This window comes from Actinoplanes sp. OR16 (genome assembly GCF_004001265.1).
GTDB lineage: Bacteria > Actinomycetota > Actinomycetes > Mycobacteriales > Micromonosporaceae > Actinoplanes.
This window is the reverse complement of record NZ_AP019371.1, coordinates 4,815,627-4,833,615: the sequence shown is the minus strand read 5'-3', so window position 1 is coordinate 4,833,615 and position 17,989 is coordinate 4,815,627. Positions and strand designations below refer to the sequence as shown.

Below are 17,989 nucleotides of genomic sequence, written 5' to 3'. Positions count from 1 at the left end.
CACGATGGCCCGCCACCCGGACATGGAAGAGACGTGAGCTCTGAGGAACGGTTCCGGCGCCTGTACGCCGCCAACTTCGAGGCGCTGCTCGCCTACGCGCTGCGCCGCGTCGAGCAGCCCGAGGACGCCTCCGACGTGGTCGCCGAGACGTTCCTGGTGGCGTGGCGGCGCAGCGGCGACCTGCCACCCGACGACGAGGTGCGGCTCTGGCTCTACGGCGTGGCCCGCCGGGTCCTGGCCAACCACCACCGCAGCGGCACCCGGCGGGATCGGCTCGGTGAGCGGCTGCGCCAGCGGCTTGCGGCGGTGACGTCGGCCGACCCCGGCCACGAGGTGCCGCAGCGGCTCGCCGTCCGTGACGCGCTGAAGCGGCTCGGCGACACCGACCGGGAGATCCTCATGCTGACCGCGTGGGAGGGCCTGGAACCGCGTGAGGTCGCCGAGGTCATCGGGGAGAACGCGGCGGTGGTGCGTACCCGGCTGTCGCGGGCCCGCAGAAGACTGCGCGAACTCGTCGGTGACGAGCGTGGATCACCCGGACATGTACTCGACGTCCTGACCGTTCCCGTCCCGAAGGAGGGCACATGAGCGACGAGCGACTCAACGACGCGGACCCGTACCGGCCTGACGTCGTCGCGCGCCTCGATGGGGCGGAACAGCATCTCCTGGAGGAGATCATGTCCACCCCTCACCTCGACGCAGTACCGCTGCGCCGCACCCTGGCACGCCGGCTGACCATGGCGGTGGCCGCCGCCGCTGTCCTCGCCGTCGCGGTGACCGCCGCGACGGTGGCCCGCCGTGAGCCGGTCGAGCCGTATTCCGGCGCGCTGGGCGTGGCCGAGGGCGGCGGGCCCGCCGTCAACGGCTGGGAGCTGGACCTCAAGGCCGCGGAGAACCTGCCCCGCCTGATCATCGACGAGCCGGGCTGGACGCCGACGTCGGTCTACGGGTTCGACCAGGAGGACGGCAGCATCACGTTCCAGAACGGCGGCCGGGGCCTGTCGATGAACTGGTACGCCGCCAAGCACTACCAGAGCTACTACGACGACCGGCTGGAGGTCAGCAAGCCGGAGTGGACGACCCTGGCCGGCGTCGAGGCGAGCGTCGTGACGTACAGCGAGAGCGACTTCGCGGCGATGCGCAAGCCGCAGGACGGCACCTTCGTGGAGCTGCGAGTGGAGGGCGGCGACTGGACCCGGGCGACGTTCGACGAGCTGCTGCCGAAGGTAGTGAAGGTCGACGCCGAGACGTTCCTGAAGTCGCTGCCCGACGAGATCATCACCCCCGGTGACGTCCGCGAGGAGGCCCCGAAGCTGCTGGCCGACGTGCCGCTGCCGCCCGGCTTCGACATCGCCTCGCTGGAGAAGGGTGGTGCGAACGACCCGTACCAGTTCGGCGCGTTCGTCGCGGGACAGGTCACCTGCGGCTGGATCGGCGAGTACCAGCGCGCCGACGAGGCCGGCGACGACGCCGCGGCGAAGAAGGCCGCTGCCGCGCTGGCGACCAGCCGCCAGTGGAAGGTGCTGCAGGACATGAACGCCGCGGGCGACTACCCCGAGGTGGTCTGGGATCTCGCCGACAAGGTCGGGGGCGGCGAGGTCCCGGAGTGGTACAAGGACGGTCTGGGTTGCTGAGGGTTTGGGCTGCTGATCAGCCCGTGGTGACGCGGTAGATCGCTCCCGCGTAGTCGTCGCTCACGTAGAGGGCCTTGTCCGGGCCCTCTACGGCGGCGACCGGGCGGCCCCAGCGGGAGCCGTCCTCCAGCTGGAATCCGGTGAGCAGGGTCTGCTGCTCACCGAGCGTCCCGTCACGCCAGGCGAAGAAGGAGACTTCGGGGGCGCGCGGCGGCTTGCGGTTCCATGATCCGTGTACGCCGACCAGCGCGCCTTCGCCGTACGAACCCGCCGCGCCGAACGCCAGCCCCAGCGGCGCCGAATGTGCGCCGAAACCCTGCTCGGTCGGGGGCAGCTTCGCGCAGTCGAGCTTGCTGCCGTCCGGGTTCAGCTGGATGTCACTGACGAACGGCCGGTTCGTGTAGGCGAACGCGCCGGCCTTCAGGTCCGGGTCCGGGTTGCAGTACGGCCAGCCCAGCTCGCGTCCCGGCGTCAGCTTCGCGAGCTGCTCCATCGGGTGGTCGTTGACGTACTCCTGCATGACCTCGCCCTGGTCGGACTCGCCGTCGCCGTCGTAGTCGTCGTCATGGGGGTAGCCGACGTTGTCCCGGTGATTCACCGCGGTCCACACGCCGCCGTCCGGGTCGATGGCCAAGCCGGTGCCATTGCGGACCCCCGTGGCGTACGTCTGAAGCTCTCCTCCTTGCGGCGGCACCCTCAGAATCGACGCGCGCTCGGGGGTGGCGTCGCGGTCCTCCACCGACACGTTGCCCGTCGAGCCGACCGAGATGTAGAGCGACTTGTCCTCGCCGACCGCGACGCTCTTCAGCGCGTGGGCGTAGGCGCCGCCGAGCTCCGGGCTCTTCGCGTCGGGCAGGTCGCCGGCCACCACGCGCTCGCCGGTGGCGGTGCCGTCCGCGTAGGTGTAGGCGGTCAGCTGATCGCTTTCGGCCACGTAGAGGGTGTCGCCGTCGAAGGCCAGGCCGTGCGGCTGGGTCAGGCCGCCGAGCAGGGTCGACTGGGCCGGGGCCGTGTCCTCCTCCCCCGGCGTCAGGGCGATCACGTCACCCGATTTCGGGCGGGACACCAGCAGTCTGCCGTCCGGCGCCCAGGCCAGGAGCCGGGCTTTCGGGACCCTCGCCCAGACCGTGACCGTCCAGCCCTCAGGCGCTCTCACGTCGCGGGGCTGATCGAACGGAGCGTCGGCGAGAGCTCCGGCTGCCACGCGTACAGAAATCGGTTTCAAAGAAGGGTTTTGCGGTGTGGCGGCTGATGCCGGAACCGATTTCTCGTCATCCTGCGCGGAACAGCCCGCGGAGAGGAGGAGACCGCCTGTCAGCACCGCCGCCACGATCCGCTTCATCGATACAGCTTAGGCCGCCACGAGGGGCTTGAGGGCCTCACCGACCCGAGTGACCACGCCCGGGCGATGACCGTTGCGGATCAGGTTGATGGTGATCCCGCCGATGCCCGCGCCGATCACCTTCTCCTGCAGCTGCTCCGCGACCTGGCTCGCCGTGCCGAGGAAGGCCCGGTTGCGGCGGTCCTCCGGAATGGATTCGCCGAGCTCCTTGACCTCCTGCTCGTCCTCGCCGACCAGGCCCATGACCAGGTAACTCGTAGCGAGCGTCGCCGGGTCGCGGCCGATCTCCTCGCACCGCTCGCGCAGCACCGCCACCTTGCGCGGCAGGTCGTCGACGTCGCAGATGATGTTCATGTGGTCGGCGAACCGCGCCGCCAGCCGGAACGTCTTCTGCTCACCGGAACCGCCGAGCATGACCGGAATCGTCTCCCGGACGCGCGGATTGTTCATGGCGCCGCGAGCGGTGTACCACTTGCCGTCGAGCACGCCCTTCTCGCCGCGCAGCATCGGCGTGATGATCTGCAGCGCCTCGTCGAGCCGCTCGAACCGCTGGCCGAACGTGCCGAACTCGAAGCCGAGATCGTGGTGCTCACGCTCGAACCAACCGGCTCCGATGCCCAGGATCGCGCGGCCGTGCGAGACCACGTCGAGGGTGGTGACGGTCTTCGCGAGCAGGGCGGGATTGCGGTACGTGTTGCCGGTGACCAGCGTGGACAGCTGGATCTTCTCGGTCAGCGAGGCGAGCGCGCCGAGCGTCGTGTACGCCTCCAGCATCGCGTTCTCCGGGGCGCCGATGCCCGGCAGCTGATAGAAGTGGTCCATCACCAGGACGGTGTCGAACCCGGCGGCCTCGGCCTCCCGTGCCTGCGCGGCGACGGTGTCGAAGGTCTTCTCGACCGGGCCGGGATAGGTGAAGTTCGGGATCTGGTATCCGAGCCGGATGGTCACACTGCCTCCAGATGTAAGAGGGCTCTCACTTGGTAATGTAAGAGGCTACTTACACGGTCGCAAGCGGGAGGCGGGAATGGCGCGGAACTATCACCACGGTGACCTCCGCGCGGCGCTGATCTCCGCGAGTTTCGAAATGCTGGCCTCCTGCGGCCTGCAGAAGTTCTCCGTCGCCGCGGTGGCGCGCCGGCTGGGCGTCAGTTCCGCGGCGCCCTATCGCCACTTCCCGGACCGGCCGCACCTGCTCAGCGCGGTCTCGGCGGAGGCGGCCCGGGATCTGGGCGCCCTGATCGCCGCGGCCGGTTCGCTGCCCGAGGCCGCGGGCGTCTATGTCAGATATGTCGCCCGGACCGGCGCCGGCTTCCACGTCATCTTCGCGGCCGAGCTGTACGACATCGCCGACGATCACCGGCGCGAGCAGACCCGGGCACTGATGGACACGCTGCTCGGCCTCGCCGGCGGGTCCTCCTACTGGGAAGACATGCTGCTCGTGGAGGCGACGATCGCGGTAGCGCACGGATACACGTCGTTGTTCGCGGACGGCTTCTTCGCCCGCAACGCCAGCACCGTCGACGACATCGCCGCCCGGGCCGTGGAGGCCGCGAAGGCCCTCAGCCCGGGTCAGGCCCTGTCGCGGTAGGCGTTGTGCCCGCCCTCGAGAATCCGTCGCAGGTCGGTCAGCGCGATCTCGTCGAGCAGGGACGGGTTCGCCTCGAGCACCGACCGGATGCCGTCGCCGATCTCCTTGTCGGTCAGGGTCGCGGGAGCCCGGTCCAGCGCGGCCATCCCGGCGCCCTCGTCGGAAGTCCGGCCGGCGAGCGCGGCGACGATGCGGGTCCGCGCCTGCGGGATGCCGATCCCCGATCGGTAGTCGCCGAGCGCGGCGGCGACCTCCCGCGCGATCTGCTCCGGGTCGGCCGGTGGGGCCGGGGTCGGCTCCGGGCCTGCCTTCTTCGAGGTTCGCGTGACCTTGCTCCACGCCGACCGCACCGACGGTATCGCCTGGTTGACGATCCAGTCCGTGACGTGCGGCTCGGCTGCCTTCACCGCCGCGGCCGCCAATTTGAGGACCTCCTCGGCGAGGACGGACTGCGATGCGTCGTGGGCGCGCATCGCCGCCTTCTCCTCCTCGGTGAGCGGCACATAGGGCACTTTGTCGTACCGGCCTTCGTCATCCTCATCGTCGATGGGACTGAGGGTGACGTGACTGAAGATCGCGGGATCGCCGTTCTTGCGGGTCAGCGGGCTGAACTCGCCGGGGCTCTTCCGGGACTCGGAGAGCTCCTCGTCATCACCGTAGGTGACCCACATCTTCTTCTTCGGCACGGGGAAGATCGTGCCATGTGAGCGCCGCCGGCACGTAGATGCCGCCTGTGACGATTCCGTCGCTCCGCATTGAACCTTGTACGTTACGTCGCCGTATCCTCCACGGAGAATCACGGCGAAGGGGCGCGCGTGGAACGCAGGAACCAGCCTGGGGAGGAACCTCAGCTGCGCATTGCCGGGTATGTGCCCGGTCATGCCGAAGCTTCGATGGGGGCGCCGCCAACCGACGGAGCAATTTCGGCCGAAGGGGTTACTTTTCCCGACATTTCGGATTACTGGCCGGATTCGCCACGGCGTCGGCAGACGTCGCAGGAAAGCCGCCGCGCCGAGGCTCGTCAGGCAGCCGCCGTCGAGGCCCGCAAAGCCGCTGAACGCCAGGCCGCCGCGCGGATCAAACCGCCCCTGCCGCCGGCCCGCACCCCGGGCCCGCCGCCGCCGGCGCACCGCGACCGCAATCTACGGCCCGTCATGCTCGCCGGCGTGCTGGCACTGGCGATCGTCGGTGGCACGATTCTGCTGGTCCGGCCGCTGATCCACGAGGAGGAACGACCGGCGCCGGTCGCTGTCGCCCCGCCCGCCGCGGCGACCTCCGACGCCGAACTGCCGGTCGAGATCACCCCGGAACCCTCTCAGCCACCCTCCCCCTCCCCGTCGATCGTGCCGTCAGCGGTCAGCAAGGCGCCGGCCACCACGAAGCCACCGGTCCAGGATCAGCCTCCCGCCATCGAAGAGGCGCGCTTCGAACTGACCACCGGCGTCACCGAACTCTCCGTGCGGACCAGCGAGCTCGACGACCCGTTCCGGGTCAGTGCCGCCGACGATTCCGGCCTGACCGTCGAGACGTCGTTCGACGACGGCGTGCTGCGCGTCGCGGCCACGTCGGACGGCAGCGGTTCGGGCAAGCTGACCGTACGGCTCAGCGATCGCATCGTCTGGCATCTCCGGCTTTCGGCAGGCGTGAAGCTGGGCGAGTTCGACATGGGGTCGGGCACGGTGAGCCGGATCGACCTGGACGGCGGCGCCGAGCGGTTCGCCCTGTCGCTGGGCCGGATCTCCGAGACCCTGCCGATCCGGATGACCGGCGGCGTCTCCAGCTGGCGGATCGAGACGGCGCAGAGGGTGCCGGTGCGCGTGCGAGTCGGCAACGGCGCCGGCGACGTGATCCTCTACGGCGACGGTTCAGGCGGCGTCGGCTCCGGCAAGACGATCCGCTCCGGCGACCTGGACGACCGACCGGGCCTCGCCATCGACGCGGAAGCCGGGATGGGCTCGCTGGAGGTCACCGAGGACTGAGCAGGTCAGCTCGTCGTCCGGATGATCCGTTGTGTCTCGAGATCCTCGTTGTCGATCAGGATGTCGGCCCGCTGCTGCGGCGAACAGGCGGCGAAGTAGATGCGTTGTGCCTCGACGTAGCGGCGCATGGCCGGGTGGGCGGGATCAGGGTTCGTGCCGTCGCGGCGGGCCATCCGCTTCGCCGTCACGTCAGTGCCCAGGTCGTGCGCGAGTGGCCGATAGCGTCGCGTGCCGCCTGGAGCGAAAGGATCGAGAACGCCGTCCCGGAACCGCTGATAGTCGTACGAATCCCGCCAGAAGCCCTCTGGGGATTCGCGGCCCTGCCGATAGCGCACCGCCCGGACATGGTGGAAGTCGTCCAGCGAGACCCGGACGACCGGCCTGCCGAGCGCACGCACGGCTGCGGCGAGCTCGTCCGCGAAAGTTGTCTTCCCGGAGCCGTCCGGACCATCGACGGCGACACGAAGGCAGTCGCCGCCCCGGCGCACGGGAATCCGGCACGCCACATGTCCGACGACATCCTGTCGTCGCGCAGATTCCCGCACCGAGCCAGGATGCCAGGTCACCAGCGTGAACCGGACACATCGACGGAATCCACATCCCCGGCTGCAGGAGAGCGCCTGCTTCCTCAACTTGTGATCAACTGAGGTCTCCTGGGGCGCGGGAAAGATCTTTAGTGTGTGGCGCGATAGATCTTCCTTCGGGGGAGGGCCCCTTTGCGTCATCACTCCATTTTTCGCTGGGTACTCGGCGGGCTGACCGCGACCGCGTTGTCGATCACCGGCCTGGGTGTCCCGGCCTATGGGGCAGGTGCACCGGTCCTGGTCGCGGGCGGTTCGCAGCAGAGCACCGTCGCGCTCGGCGAACGGTTCGACGTCACGCTGTCGGTGACCAACACCGGTGACACCGCCGCCGACGGCGTCGTGGTCACCTTCGACACCGTCTGGGCGTTCGAGGACGCGGAGCAGTTCTCGAACTGCGAGTACGACGGCGGCCTGATCCGGGCGTGTGTCTTCGATCAGACGCTGGCGCCGGGCGCGTCGTCCCGGCTCGTCGTGCCGTTCCGGGTTCGTGCGGACACCTACGCGCCGAAGGAGCACCACAGCTACTTCTATTGGAAGCCGGCCGCCGGGCACGTCAGTAGGGGCACCCCGGGCACCGGTCCCGCTCTCCGCCTGCAGGAGGGCGCGCGGATCGGGGAGAGCGCGGACGGCGAATCGCAAGAATTCGTTCTCAGCGTGCCCGGCAACCAGAGCACCGATCTGGTCGCCATCGGTGACACCCCGGCCGGCTGGGTCGGTGACGTGGTGGAAGCCGAGGTGGGAGTACGCAACAACGGCCCCGCGACGATCGACTTCAGCCGCTCCGATGCGACGGCCGCTCTGGTCTTCGTGTATCCGCCGAGCGGCACGTCCATCGTCAGCGCGCCCGAGTGCCCCAATGTGACCGCGACCCGAGCGGTGTGCTTCAGCGAGAGCCGTTTCAAGGTCGGCGAGGTCATGACGTGGAAAGTCGTTCTGCGTATCGACAGCGTCGGCACCGGCGCCCCGGGGTCGGTCGTGGTGAACCCGGACTGCACCTGTGACGGCTTCCGCGGCGACATCGACTATTCGAACAACACGGCGCCGCTGACCGTCGAAGCGTCCGTCGACGAGACGAAGCCGGTGATCGAGGACGCCGGCCTCGACGCGAACCAGACGGTCCCGCACGTCGTCACCTTCCGGCCCCGGGTGACCGACAACGCCACGGTCACCAAGGTGGAGGTCACCGGCGCACCCGCCATCGCGCTGTCCACCTGCACGCCGCAGGCATCGTCGGACCTCTGGTCGTGCACGGTGACCCAGCAGGTCGGCGATGACACCGAGGCCGCCAACGTGCTCACGGTCAGGGCGTACGACGTGGGTGGCAATGTCAGCGCGCCGGTGAGCGTTCCGGTGCGCGTGGACCGCAAGTCACCCCGGTACACGGTGTCGCCGGCACCCCAGTCGACGCTGCGCTCCGGCGCGGTGACCGTCAAGCTCAACGACGTGCCGGCCGACGTGACCGAGGTGCGGGTACTCGACAGCCGGACCGGCGCGCTCGTCACCACGCTCACCGCGGCGCCCTGGACCTACACCTGGAACGCGACAGCGGGCGCGACGCCGCCCGCGTTCCTGGCCGTGGACCGGGTCGGGAACCGCTGGCGCGTGAACACCGGCTACGCCGTCGACGACAAGGCGCCGGTCATCGCGCGGGTGGACTTCGCCGGCGCGTATTCGACGAACCGGCTGGACACCGGGGCGGGTTGGGTCGGTGGCGTCAGCACCTTGAAGCCGACGGTTCAGGACACGTCGGCGATCACCCGTACCGAATGGAAGGTCGACGGGGTGCTGAAGTCGAGGAGCCCGGTCTTCTCCTTGGACGCGCGGGGTATCGCCGCCGCGAGCGCGACAGTTCAACTGCAGGTCTGGGACGCGGCCGGGAACACCTCGGTGAAGGCGTTCAAGGTCGGCATCGACAAGACCGGCCCCAAGCTGACCGTCGCTCCGGGGCACAACGCGCTGATCCGGGGCAGCTCGTACGTCACCTCGCTGAAGGCGTCCGACGCGCACGGCGTCGCGGTCACGAACCTCGCCGGCCGCAGTGGCTCGGCGTCCTGGGTGCGGATGTCGTCGGGCAAGGACGGGGCCAAGAAGATCACCTGGGTGGCCGTCGACAAGCTGGGCAACGCGGCGAGCGCCAGCCGGACGGTCATCGTCGACAACACCGCGCCCACGCTCAGCATCACCAAGGCGCCGAAGAACAAGGCGAAGCTGACCAAGAAGGTGGCCATCGCGGCCACGGTAAGCGACCGGAACGGCGTCGCCAAGGTGCAGCTGCTGGTCAACGGCAAGGTGGTGGCCACCGATGCCAAGACCGGCTACCGGTTCACGCTCAATCCGAAGAAGTACGGGAAGACCTTCAAGGTCCAACTGCGGGCGTACGACAAGGCCGGCAACGTCCGCTACTCCGCCAAGCGAACCTATCGCCGCTGACGGAACCGATAGGCGAGGCGCGGGTCTTAAGATCCACTGCCATGGCCCGCGCCACTCCCCCACGCCCCCTGGACATCACCGCGCTCTTCCCCGAACTGCGGGAACACTCCACCACCGCCACCCGTCTGCATCCCCGGCCCGGCGCCCCCACCGTCGCGGACAGCTCGGTCGGCGGGCCGCTGCTGTGGCCGGCCGACGACCTGGACCTGGACGACCTGATCGAGGAGCCGATTCCGCTGATCCCGGTCGCGCAGCTGTACCGCCGCGACATCCCGGACTACGCCGGACCGGACGGCACCGACCTGCTCCAGGTGCTGTGGTGCCCGCTGGATCACTCGGACCGGCACTACAGCCCCCGAGTCTTCCTCTACTGGCGTGACAGTTCCACCGTCGGCCCCCTGCTCGACGCGCCACCGGAGCCGGCGGTGATCAGCGACATGTACCTGCCGGTCCCGTGCGTGGTGCACCCCGAGCAGGTTCGCGAATACCAATACGCCGATCTCCTCCCCGACGACCTGCGCGAGCGGCTCGACGAGTGGGACGACGACGAGGACGAAGATCGTCCCGGCTACCGGAACGACCTGTCGCTGGCGCCGGGATGGAAGGTCGGCGGCGCCCGCTGGCGGAGGGCCCGGACGCGTCCCCGGACACCGTCGGCGTGCAGATCGGGCGCGGCTACTCGCTCTACACCTTCCGCTGCCCCGAATCCTTCGACCATCCGCCGGCCACCGCCATGCAGTGACGCCGTCAGTGTGGCGGCCGGCTCACTGAGGGTTCCGTGGCCACACGTCGACGAACCGTGTCAGGAGTTCGGCGAGGGTGCGCGATTCCTCTGCCGTGAACCCGGTCAGAGCCTGGGCCACGCTTTCTCGACGCCGCTCATTGATGCCGGCGACGAACTCCCTGCCCGACGCGGTGAGACGGACCAGCACGTATCGAGAGTCGCCCGGCGCCGGCTGCCGCTCGATGTACCCCTCGCTGATCAACTCGGTGGTCAGCCGGCTGGCGCGCGGCCGGTCCACCCCGATCGCGTCGGCGACCTCAGAGATCGATACAGCCGTGCGGAAGCCGTCAAGGGCATCGAGGTAGCGATAGCGGGCGGCGTTCGCGGCCGATGCCGCGGCGGGATCGCCCTGCGCGGCCCGGCGTTGAAGGTGTCGAGCCTGGTGGTCACGTCGGATCCGGACGAGGGCCGTGGCGATGACCTCATCCGGTCTGCGCCCGTTCGCTGTCACGTCGACGATGCTACAACAGTTGTAACTTGACAACCAAAACGTCGATCCGCTTCTATCAGTTGTATGAGTACAACTGATGACAGGCGTCAGCAACCCCCGCTCGGCTACACACTGCGCAAGCTCGACCGCCTGATCGAGGAACAGTTCGAACGCACTCTCGGCGGGCGCGGCATCACCCGCCGGCAATGGCAGATGATGAACGTCCTCGGCGACGGCGGCTGCTCCGTGGCGGCACTCACCGACGTCTTGGCGCCGTTCCTCGACCAGGCGGTCGGCGAATCCGTCCAGCACCACATCGATCCCCTGATACGGCGACGGCTCATTCAGCACGACAGCGGCATCTTCGCCCTCACCGACGCCGGCCGCGGCCTTCTCCTCGATCTGGCAACCGATGTCCGGGCCATACGCGAACTCACCACCGCCGGCCTCGACGAGCGGCAGTACGAGCAGACCGTCGCCAACCTCCGCGCCATGATCTGCAACCTGGAGAACACCCGCTAGGCCGCCATGCAGTGACGCCGTTAGTGTCGACGACCGTGAAGGTCTGGCCGGAACGCCCCACCGCGGCGGATGCCGAGGCGGTGGTGCGTGGCTATGTCGGCCTGCTGCGGGCGGGCCGGGTGGACGACGCCGCCCAACTCGTTGATCACTCTTCGGCCCGGCACGTCCTCTCGTCGGTGTGGCGCGCCGCCTCTGAGGCCATGACGGACCCGGACGACCCGATCCACCGCCGAGCAGACGACTGGGAGCGGGATCTGTCCTGGCTGGGTGACGTGGACATCGCGAGGGGCGTCCGCTGGAGCGAAACGGGCACGCACCTCTGCGCGGATGTCACCTACCGGGGCGTGCGGACCGAACTCGAGCTGTCCTTCCGGGTCACGCCCGCCGCGGCCGGCTGGGTCGTTGCGGGACCGGCCACCCTGTGGTGAGTCCGTCAGGAACGGCGGTCGGCGAGGTCGTTCAGGTATCCGGCCAGGGAGTTCGCCGCCTCCGGCTCCACCCACTCGAACGTTCCGCGCAGCAGGTCGGCGCGCTGATCCACCACATCCACGGCAGCGGTCAGATCGCCCCACGGCATGTTCACGTGCACGAGCAGGCGCTCGATGCCGTAGGGCAGTGAGGGGACGTCGGCTCTCATCAGCAGGCCGTCGGTGGAGAGGTCCTCGACGCGGCCGGTGAGGGGGACCAGGCGGCGGCTCTGCGCCGTCACGACCTGGGCTGTTCCGGAGACGGGGAACGGGCCGGAGTGCCGGACCGAGGTGCGCCGCTGCACCACGCCGGCCGGGGCGTCGCCGATCACCCGGAGCTGGTCGTCGCGCATCTCGCCTTCGATCCAGGTGACGCCTGAGCTGGTCACGAGTTCGAGGACGCCGATGCGGCGCACGCCGGGGCCGTCCAGGCTGAGCACCGGGATGGGCGGCAGGTCGGTGATGAACTCCGCCTTCACCTCGGCGAGGGTGACCAGCACGACGGCCTCCGAACCAGGGCATCGCAGCGTCAGGCTGCTGCCGGCCGGCACGGTTATCGTCACAAATCAGACAATACCTAATGTCAGTCGGTCAGGATCGGCAACTTCATCCGTACCTGGAATCCGCCCTCGCTCGTCGGGCCCGACTCGAAGCTGCCATGCAGGAGGTCGGCGCGCTCCTGCAGGCCGACCAGACCTTGGCGGGCTCCGGGCAGGGGCAGCGACGGCCGCGACGGGGCGCTGTTGGTGATGGTGACGCCGACGACCTTGCCGTCGTGCCAGACCTCCACGGTCGCCGACGCTCCCGGCGCATGCTTGCGGACGTTGGTGAGGGCTTCCTGCACGGTACGGTACAAAGCGCGCTGTGCGGGCGTCCCGACCGGCAGCGCGAGATCGCCCGCCAATGTCACCTCGATGCCACTGTTGTTCACCAGGGTGCGCAGGTCGGCGAGGGTCGGCTGCGGGGTCAGTTCGGTGGTGTCGTCGCCGGACGAGCGCAGCAGCGTCACCATGGTCCGCAGCTCGTCGAGCGTGCCGACGCTCAGCGACCGGATCGTGCGGGCCGCCTCCCGGGTCTGCGCGTCACCGGCCGCGACCTGCAGCGCGCCGGCCTGTACCGCGATCAAGCTGACCTGGTGCGACACCACATCGTGCATCTCCCGGGCCAGCTGGGCTCGCTCGCGCGCGAGGATCGCCTGGGCGTGCAGGACGCGCTCGTGCTCCTTGGCGTCCTCGATCTCGACGAGCCGCTGCCGCAGCTCCTGCCGGGCCTGCACGAGCTGCCCGAGCACCACCGGGAACGCCGAGGTCGCGAGCGTGTAGCCGAAGTAGACGAGGCTGCTCGCCAGATCACCGGGGTCCTCGTCGAGCGGCGACGGGACCGCGCCGATCACCGAGGCCACGGCAGCGCAGGCGATCAGCAGTCGGCGGTCGCGGGACTGCCGGGCCAGGGTGTAGAGGGCCACGAACGGCGCGACCATCGCACCCTGCACCAGCGCCGCGGGCAGGGTGAACGCGACGACGAGCAGCGGATAGCGCCGCCGTACGGCCAGGGCCAGGCAGGCCAGGACCGCGACGGCGACGCCGATCGGCTCGTCGGTGAGCGGGTTGAACCAGATGTCGGCGCCGGCCAGCGCGATCAGGCCGATGTCGATGAGCGGCTGCCGGAATCTCATGATCGCTTCGTCTCCAGCAGACCGGCTCGCTGGGCCAGCAGCGCGGCCTGCACCCGGCCGGACACCCGCAGTTTGGTGAGCAGGGCGCTGACGTGGTCCTTGACCGTGCCGGTGCCGAGGTGCAGGCGTACGCCGATCTCCGCGTTCGACAGGCCCTGGGCGAGCAGCACGAGAACGTCCCGCTCGCGACCGGTGAGCCGCTCCACCCGTTCGAGATCACCGTCGAGGGCGCTGGTCCGGGGCAGGGTGCGCAGCAACGTGCGGGACGCCTTCGGGGACATCACCACGCCGCCGGCCGCGAGCGTGCGCACGAGCTGGGCCAGGTGCTCGGGTTCGGTGTCCTTGAGCAGGAAGCCGGCGGCGCCGCGGTCGAGGGCGGCGAGGACGTACTCGTCGGCGTCGAACGTGGTCAGCATCGCCACGATCGGCGGGTCGTCGAGCTGCCGCAGCAGGCCGAGCACGGTGAGACCGTCGACGTCAGGCATCCGGATGTCAAGCAGCACCACGTCCGGCTGGTGCTCGCGGACCGCGGTGACCGCTTCGCCGCCGGTGGCGGTCGCGACCACGTCGATGTCGGCTGCCGCGCCGAGGATCAGGGCGAAACCGGACCGGACCAGTGCCTCGTCGTCGACCACGACCACGCGGATCAACCGCCCACCGCCGTTCTCCCACCTGCTCTGATCTTGGAAGCCTATTTCACCGGTTTTGACCGGGTGAGCTCACTCCCCCGACCGGCGGGAGCATCCCCGCCGGTCGGCCCGGGTTCGCAAGCGTCACAGGCGGTCGGCGTCCATCACCGCGCGGGCGAACTCGCGGGGCGCCTCCTGCGGGACGTTGTGGCCCACGTCGAACGTACGGTGCTGGTACTTGCCGGTGAAGTGGGCCCGGTACGAGCTGCCGTCGCCCGCCGGGGTGAACGGGTCGAACTTTCCGTCGATCGTGATGGTCGGGACGCCGATGGTCGGGGCGTTCTGCAGTCGGGATTCGATCGCCGCGTACTCCGGCTCCGACGGTGCCAGGCTCAGCCGCCACCGGTAGTTGCCGATCACGATGGCCACGTAGTCGTCGTTACCGAATGCCGCTGCTGTCCGGTCGTACAGAGCCTGATCGAAATCCCACGTGGGCGAGTTGAACTTCCAGATGAACTGCCCGATCGCCGCCCGGTTCGCGGTCAGGCCCTTCACGCCGCGCTCGGTGGCGAAGTAGTACTGGTACCACCAGGCGTTCTCGGCGGCCGGCAGCAGCGGGTTCAGGTTCACCGCCAGGTTCGTGATCAGGTAGCCGGTGACCGAGACGAGCGCCTTCACCCGCTCCGGCCAGAGCGCCGCGATGATGTCGCCGGTCCGCGAGCCCCAGTCGTAGCCGGCGAGGACCGCGCGCTTGATCCCGAGCTTGTCCATCAGCGCGAGGATGTCCAGGGCGAACGCCGCCTGATCGGCGTTGCGCGGGGTCGAGGCGCTGCGGAAGGTCGTGCTGCCGTGCCCGCGGAAGTACGGCACGATCACCCGGTAGCCGCGAGCCGCCAGCAGCGGGGCGACCTCCTCGAAACTGTGGATGTCGTACGGGAACCCGTGCATGAGGATCACCGGGGTGCCGCGAACGGGGCCCATCTCGATGTAGCCGACGTTGAGCACGCCCGCGTCGATCTGCCGGACCGGGCCGAACACGGCCGGCGGGGTCGTGGCGACACCCGCCGGGATCAGGGGCACGAGAGCGGCTGCGCCGGTGGTCTGGAGAAGTCGACGACGTCCGATGTTTGTCATGCCTTCACGCTCACACGGGGCCGCCTGCCGACGACCCCGTGCCGACCACTGGCCGGGTCACACCAGGGGTACTGGCTCACAAACATCACGCGTCCTTCGGAGCCCACCCGGAATCGAGGTCGCCAGCCTGCGGAGCCTTGCGGATCCGCTGCGTCTTGTTGCGATTCGAGGCCTGGAACGGGTCGTCGGGCGTGGGCCTCGCCGGTGGACGTTCCAGCACGCCGACCGACGCCACGGATCTAGCGGGCGCTCGGCCTGCAACCCCGCCAGATCCTCGACGCCATCAGCCGCTCCTGCACACGCATCAACGACTCACGCCACTAGGTAGGCGAAGGTGTCAAGAAGCCCGATGTCAACAAAGTGCCGACGGTCTGGCTGCGGCTGTGTGGATCGCGCCGACGAGTGGACCGGCGAATCCGGCAGGTCGCCGAAGACGTCGCCGCCCGGCTGGACGTGAAGGCTGTGAGGTTGGGGTTCGATTCCACCTCCGCCCGGAGCATCGCGAGGGGCCGTCTTTGCGTTCTCGGCGCCGATGCGGCGCTCTTCCGGGTTCATTACGTCATCGTGGCGGCATGAGGGCCCCGTGGGCATGTTGGCCAACCAGAGGCTCGGCTCTCAATGACCTCGTTGCGGACAACCCCACTTCTGCCTGTACTGGTAGGCGCTCTTACGTGCCCATACGGGAGCGGGAAGGCGAGGGCCACCCGCACACGTCAGCGGAGCGCTTGCTTTTCGTCGATCCAACGCCGGTACCAGGTAACGGCCATTAGCACGGCCACGACGCCGAGCACCGCAGACCCGATTCCACTGACGCGCCGCGCGGCACTTCTCGGCGTGCCACACCGACCGGCGCTCCACCAGCAAGGTCTCCTCGTTGTCCGGATCGCCGCTGACCGTGAGTCCCGCAAGCTCAAGTGCCCGTTGGTAACGGGTCAGCGTCCCGGCCGGGTTGGTCTCGCCGCAGTACGCCACCGAGAACGGCTCTCGCTCGCTGCCACTTGCTCCCTCGACCGCGAAGCCCTCCAAGTGCCGCTCGTCGAAGTCACGGAAGCCAGCCCGGCGAAGTACCTTCCGGATGACCTCGGCCTCCCAGTCCCGCCGATACCACAACGGTCGCTGCCCTTTGCCGTACCCGAACCGCGGCTCATCCATGACCATCACCGTACCGGCGCGTCGGCCGACAGCCAGGGCATACCTCGCGTACCTGCCCACCCTTCAGGCTGAAGCCACGCTTGCGTCAGTATCGACAGGACGGCGACCTGGCCCGCGACGCGGAGACTGTTGCCGCTGGCCTCACCCTGTCCGCCGACGACCTGGCACGCATCAATGCAATCGCCTCGGCGGCGTGATCGGCGGACACTGATCCTGACCGGCCTGCGGTAACCCATGGAACCATGTGTCCATGCTGAACCCGGCCATCACCGCCTGGCACGACGCCGTCAACGACCGTGACCTGGACGCCGCCCGCGCCACGGTCACCGATCCGGTCGAGGTCTCCGGGCCGCGCGGCACACAGTCCATCTCGGCGCACGCCTTCACCGACTGGATCCTGCGCTCCGGAATCCGGCTGCGTCCGCTGACCGCCCACCCCGCCGGCGTCGACGCTGTCGTCGTCGAACAGGACGCCACCTGGCCGGAGGCCGAGGTGCCCGCGCGGGTGGCAACGCTGTTTCGCGTACACGACGGCCGGGTCAGCGCCGTACACCGCTTCGATTCCCTCGAAGAGGCGCTCGCCGCCGCCCGGCCGTGACACGCGACAGGGGTCAGGCCTCGACGCCGAAGCGGTAGATCGTGGTGGAGCGGTAGGTCTCGCCCGGGCGCAGCACCGTCGACGGGAAGGACGGGTGGTTGGGGGAGTCCGGGAAGTGCTGGGTCTCCAGCGCGAAGCCATCACCCTGGCGGTACGCCGACCCTTCCGCGCCGGCGAACGTGCCGTCGAGGAAGTTGCCCGAGTAGAACTGCATGCCCGGCTCGGTCGTCAGCACCGTCAGCGTGCGGCCCGACCGCGGCTCCACGACCCGGGCCACCTCGCGCAGGCCGTCGCCGTCGAGCACCCAGTTGTGGTCGTACCCGCCGCCGAGCAGCAGCTGCGGCTCATTGCTGCGGATCCGCTCGCCGATCGCCACCGGGGTCCGGAAGTCCAGGGCGGTCCCGTCCACCGGCAGGATCTCGCCGGACGGGATCAGCCCGCCGTCGACCTCCAGGAAGCCGCTCGCGTTGATCTGCAGCAGGTGGCCGTACACGTCGGAGCCGGAACCGGCGCCGGTCAGGTTGAAGTAGCTGTGGTTGGTCAGGTTGACGACGGTCGGGGCGTCGGTGGTCGCCGCATAGTCGATGCGCAGATCGTTGTCGTCGGTCAGCGTGTAGGTGACCGTCGTCGACAGTTCACCGGGGAAGCCCTGGTCGCCGTCGGGGCTGACGTGGGAGAGCTCGATTCCTCCGGAGATCTCGCGACATTTCCAGACTCGACGGTCGAAACCCGTGACACCGCCGTGCAGACTGTTCGAACCGTTGTTCACCGGTACCGCATAGGAGGCCCCGTCCAGCGTGAACCGTCCCTTGGCGATCCGGTTGCCGTACCGCCCGATGATCGCCCCGAAATACGGCCCCGGATGATCGATGTAGCCCTGGACGTCGGCGAATCCCAGCGCGACGTTCGCCGTCACACCGTCGCGATCAGGCACCTCGATCGACTGGATGATGCCGCCGTAACTGAGGATCCGGACGCGCAAGCCATTCGCGTTGGTCAATTCAAAATGGTCAGAGGACATGAAGCCGGATCTTACAGCCC

Annotated in this window: 19 protein-coding genes; 9 read left to right on the top strand and 10 right to left on the bottom strand. The window is 69.1% G+C overall.

The window, feature by feature from the left end; genetic code table 11:
* Nucleotides 1-33: 33 nt before the first annotated feature.
* Together EP757_RS22190 and EP757_RS22185 are read left to right on the top strand one after the other, a co-directional pair.
* The gene (locus EP757_RS22190) at nt 34-588 is read left to right on the top strand and encodes an RNA polymerase sigma factor (protein ID WP_127548933.1); all 555 of its coding nucleotides are present in this window, start codon (nt 34-36) and stop codon (nt 586-588) included.
* Nucleotides 585-1,634 carry a hypothetical protein gene (locus EP757_RS22185; RefSeq protein WP_127548931.1) on the top strand — a complete coding sequence of 350 codons (1,050 nt, stop codon included), beginning with the start codon at nt 585-587 and terminating at the stop codon, nt 1,632-1,634. The genes EP757_RS22190 and EP757_RS22185 overlap by 4 nt, the downstream gene beginning before the upstream one ends.
* Before the next feature lie 16 nt (nt 1,635-1,650).
* On the opposite strand, the gene EP757_RS22180 is transcribed toward EP757_RS22185, so the two are convergent.
* On the bottom strand, nt 1,651-2,790 hold the full coding sequence (locus EP757_RS22180) for a sorbosone dehydrogenase family protein (protein WP_232049939.1): 1,140 nt from the start codon (nt 2,788-2,790) through the stop codon (nt 1,651-1,653).
* A 195-nt stretch (nt 2,791-2,985) separates the two neighbouring features.
* A complete protein-coding gene (locus EP757_RS22175; protein ID WP_127548927.1) occupies nt 2,986-3,924 on the bottom strand; it encodes an LLM class F420-dependent oxidoreductase in 939 nt (312 codons plus the stop codon).
* Between the two features lie 76 nt (nt 3,925-4,000).
* Here EP757_RS22175 and EP757_RS22170 point away from each other — a divergent pair, with 76 nt between their 5' ends.
* Nucleotides 4,001-4,564 (top strand): TetR/AcrR family transcriptional regulator, encoded by a 564-nt coding sequence (locus EP757_RS22170; RefSeq protein ID WP_127548925.1) that lies wholly within the window; start codon nt 4,001-4,003, stop codon nt 4,562-4,564.
* Here EP757_RS22170 and EP757_RS22165 read toward each other — a convergent pair.
* A complete protein-coding gene (locus EP757_RS22165; protein ID WP_127548923.1) occupies nt 4,546-5,250 on the bottom strand; it encodes a hypothetical protein in 705 nt (234 codons plus the stop codon). The genes EP757_RS22170 and EP757_RS22165 overlap by 19 nt on opposite strands.
* A gap of 480 nt (nt 5,251-5,730) precedes the next feature.
* Between EP757_RS22165 and EP757_RS22160 the strand changes: the two genes are divergently transcribed.
* Nucleotides 5,731-6,543, top strand: coding sequence for a hypothetical protein (locus EP757_RS22160; RefSeq protein ID WP_127548922.1), 813 nt, complete (start codon nt 5,731-5,733; stop codon nt 6,541-6,543).
* A gap of 5 nt (nt 6,544-6,548) precedes the next feature.
* Here EP757_RS22160 and EP757_RS22155 read toward each other — a convergent pair whose 3' ends face one another.
* Nucleotides 6,549-7,088 carry a uridine kinase gene (locus EP757_RS22155; protein ID WP_232049938.1) on the bottom strand — a complete coding sequence of 180 codons (540 nt, stop codon included), beginning with the start codon at nt 7,086-7,088 and terminating at the stop codon, nt 6,549-6,551.
* Between the two features lie 171 nt (nt 7,089-7,259).
* Here EP757_RS22155 and EP757_RS22150 point away from each other — a divergent pair, with 171 nt between their 5' ends.
* On the top strand, nt 7,260-9,557 hold the full coding sequence (locus EP757_RS22150; RefSeq protein WP_127548920.1) for an Ig-like domain-containing protein: 2,298 nt from the start codon (nt 7,260-7,262) through the stop codon (nt 9,555-9,557).
* 598 nt (nt 9,558-10,155) lie between these two features.
* Entirely contained in the window at nt 10,156-10,299 is a 144-nt protein-coding gene (locus EP757_RS44830; protein WP_160165839.1) for a hypothetical protein, read from the top strand.
* Nucleotides 10,300-10,321: 22 nt separating this feature from the next.
* Here EP757_RS44830 and EP757_RS44825 read toward each other — a convergent pair whose 3' ends face one another.
* Nucleotides 10,322-10,792, bottom strand: a complete 471-nt coding sequence (locus tag EP757_RS44825) for a MarR family transcriptional regulator (RefSeq protein ID WP_160165838.1) — start codon at nt 10,790-10,792, stop codon at nt 10,322-10,324.
* Nucleotides 10,793-10,855: 63 nt separating this feature from the next.
* Here EP757_RS44825 and EP757_RS42845 point away from each other — a divergent pair, with 63 nt between their 5' ends.
* Together EP757_RS42845 and EP757_RS22140 are read left to right on the top strand one after the other, a co-directional pair.
* Nucleotides 10,856-11,293, top strand: coding sequence for a MarR family winged helix-turn-helix transcriptional regulator (locus tag EP757_RS42845; protein ID WP_160165837.1), 438 nt, complete (start codon nt 10,856-10,858; stop codon nt 11,291-11,293).
* 35 nt (nt 11,294-11,328) lie between these two features.
* Nucleotides 11,329-11,721, top strand: a complete 393-nt coding sequence (locus EP757_RS22140) for a hypothetical protein (RefSeq protein ID WP_197725342.1) — start codon at nt 11,329-11,331, stop codon at nt 11,719-11,721.
* Between the two features lie 5 nt (nt 11,722-11,726).
* Here EP757_RS22140 and EP757_RS22135 read toward each other — a convergent pair whose 3' ends face one another.
* The 4 genes from EP757_RS22135 to EP757_RS22120 all read right to left on the bottom strand — a co-directional run bounded on the left by EP757_RS22135 (nt 11,727) and on the right by EP757_RS22120 (nt 15,198).
* The gene (locus EP757_RS22135) at nt 11,727-12,323 is read right to left on the bottom strand and encodes a hypothetical protein (protein ID WP_232049936.1); all 597 of its coding nucleotides are present in this window, start codon (nt 12,321-12,323) and stop codon (nt 11,727-11,729) included.
* Between the two features lie 20 nt (nt 12,324-12,343).
* Nucleotides 12,344-13,435, bottom strand: coding sequence for a sensor histidine kinase (locus tag EP757_RS22130; RefSeq protein WP_127548918.1), 1,092 nt, complete (start codon nt 13,433-13,435; stop codon nt 12,344-12,346).
* Nucleotides 13,432-14,076: a response regulator gene (locus EP757_RS22125; RefSeq protein WP_370457867.1), complete on the bottom strand. Its 645-nt coding sequence runs from the start codon at nt 14,074-14,076 to the stop codon at nt 13,432-13,434. The genes EP757_RS22130 and EP757_RS22125 overlap by 4 nt, the downstream gene beginning before the upstream one ends.
* Nucleotides 14,077-14,208: 132 nt before the next feature.
* Complete coding sequence (locus tag EP757_RS22120; protein WP_127548914.1) at nt 14,209-15,198, bottom strand: alpha/beta fold hydrolase; 990 nt, start codon at nt 15,196-15,198, stop codon at nt 14,209-14,211.
* A 1,402-nt stretch (nt 15,199-16,600) separates the two neighbouring features.
* On the opposite strand from EP757_RS22120, the gene EP757_RS22115 reads away from it, so the two are divergent.
* Nucleotides 16,601-16,948, top strand: a complete 348-nt coding sequence (locus tag EP757_RS22115) for a nuclear transport factor 2 family protein (RefSeq protein WP_127548912.1) — start codon at nt 16,601-16,603, stop codon at nt 16,946-16,948.
* A gap of 13 nt (nt 16,949-16,961) precedes the next feature.
* Here the strand turns inward: EP757_RS22115 and EP757_RS22110 are convergent, their stop codons facing one another.
* Complete coding sequence (locus EP757_RS22110) at nt 16,962-17,948, bottom strand: aldose epimerase family protein (protein WP_232049935.1); 987 nt, start codon at nt 17,946-17,948, stop codon at nt 16,962-16,964.
* Nucleotides 17,949-17,989 lie beyond the last annotated feature (41 nt).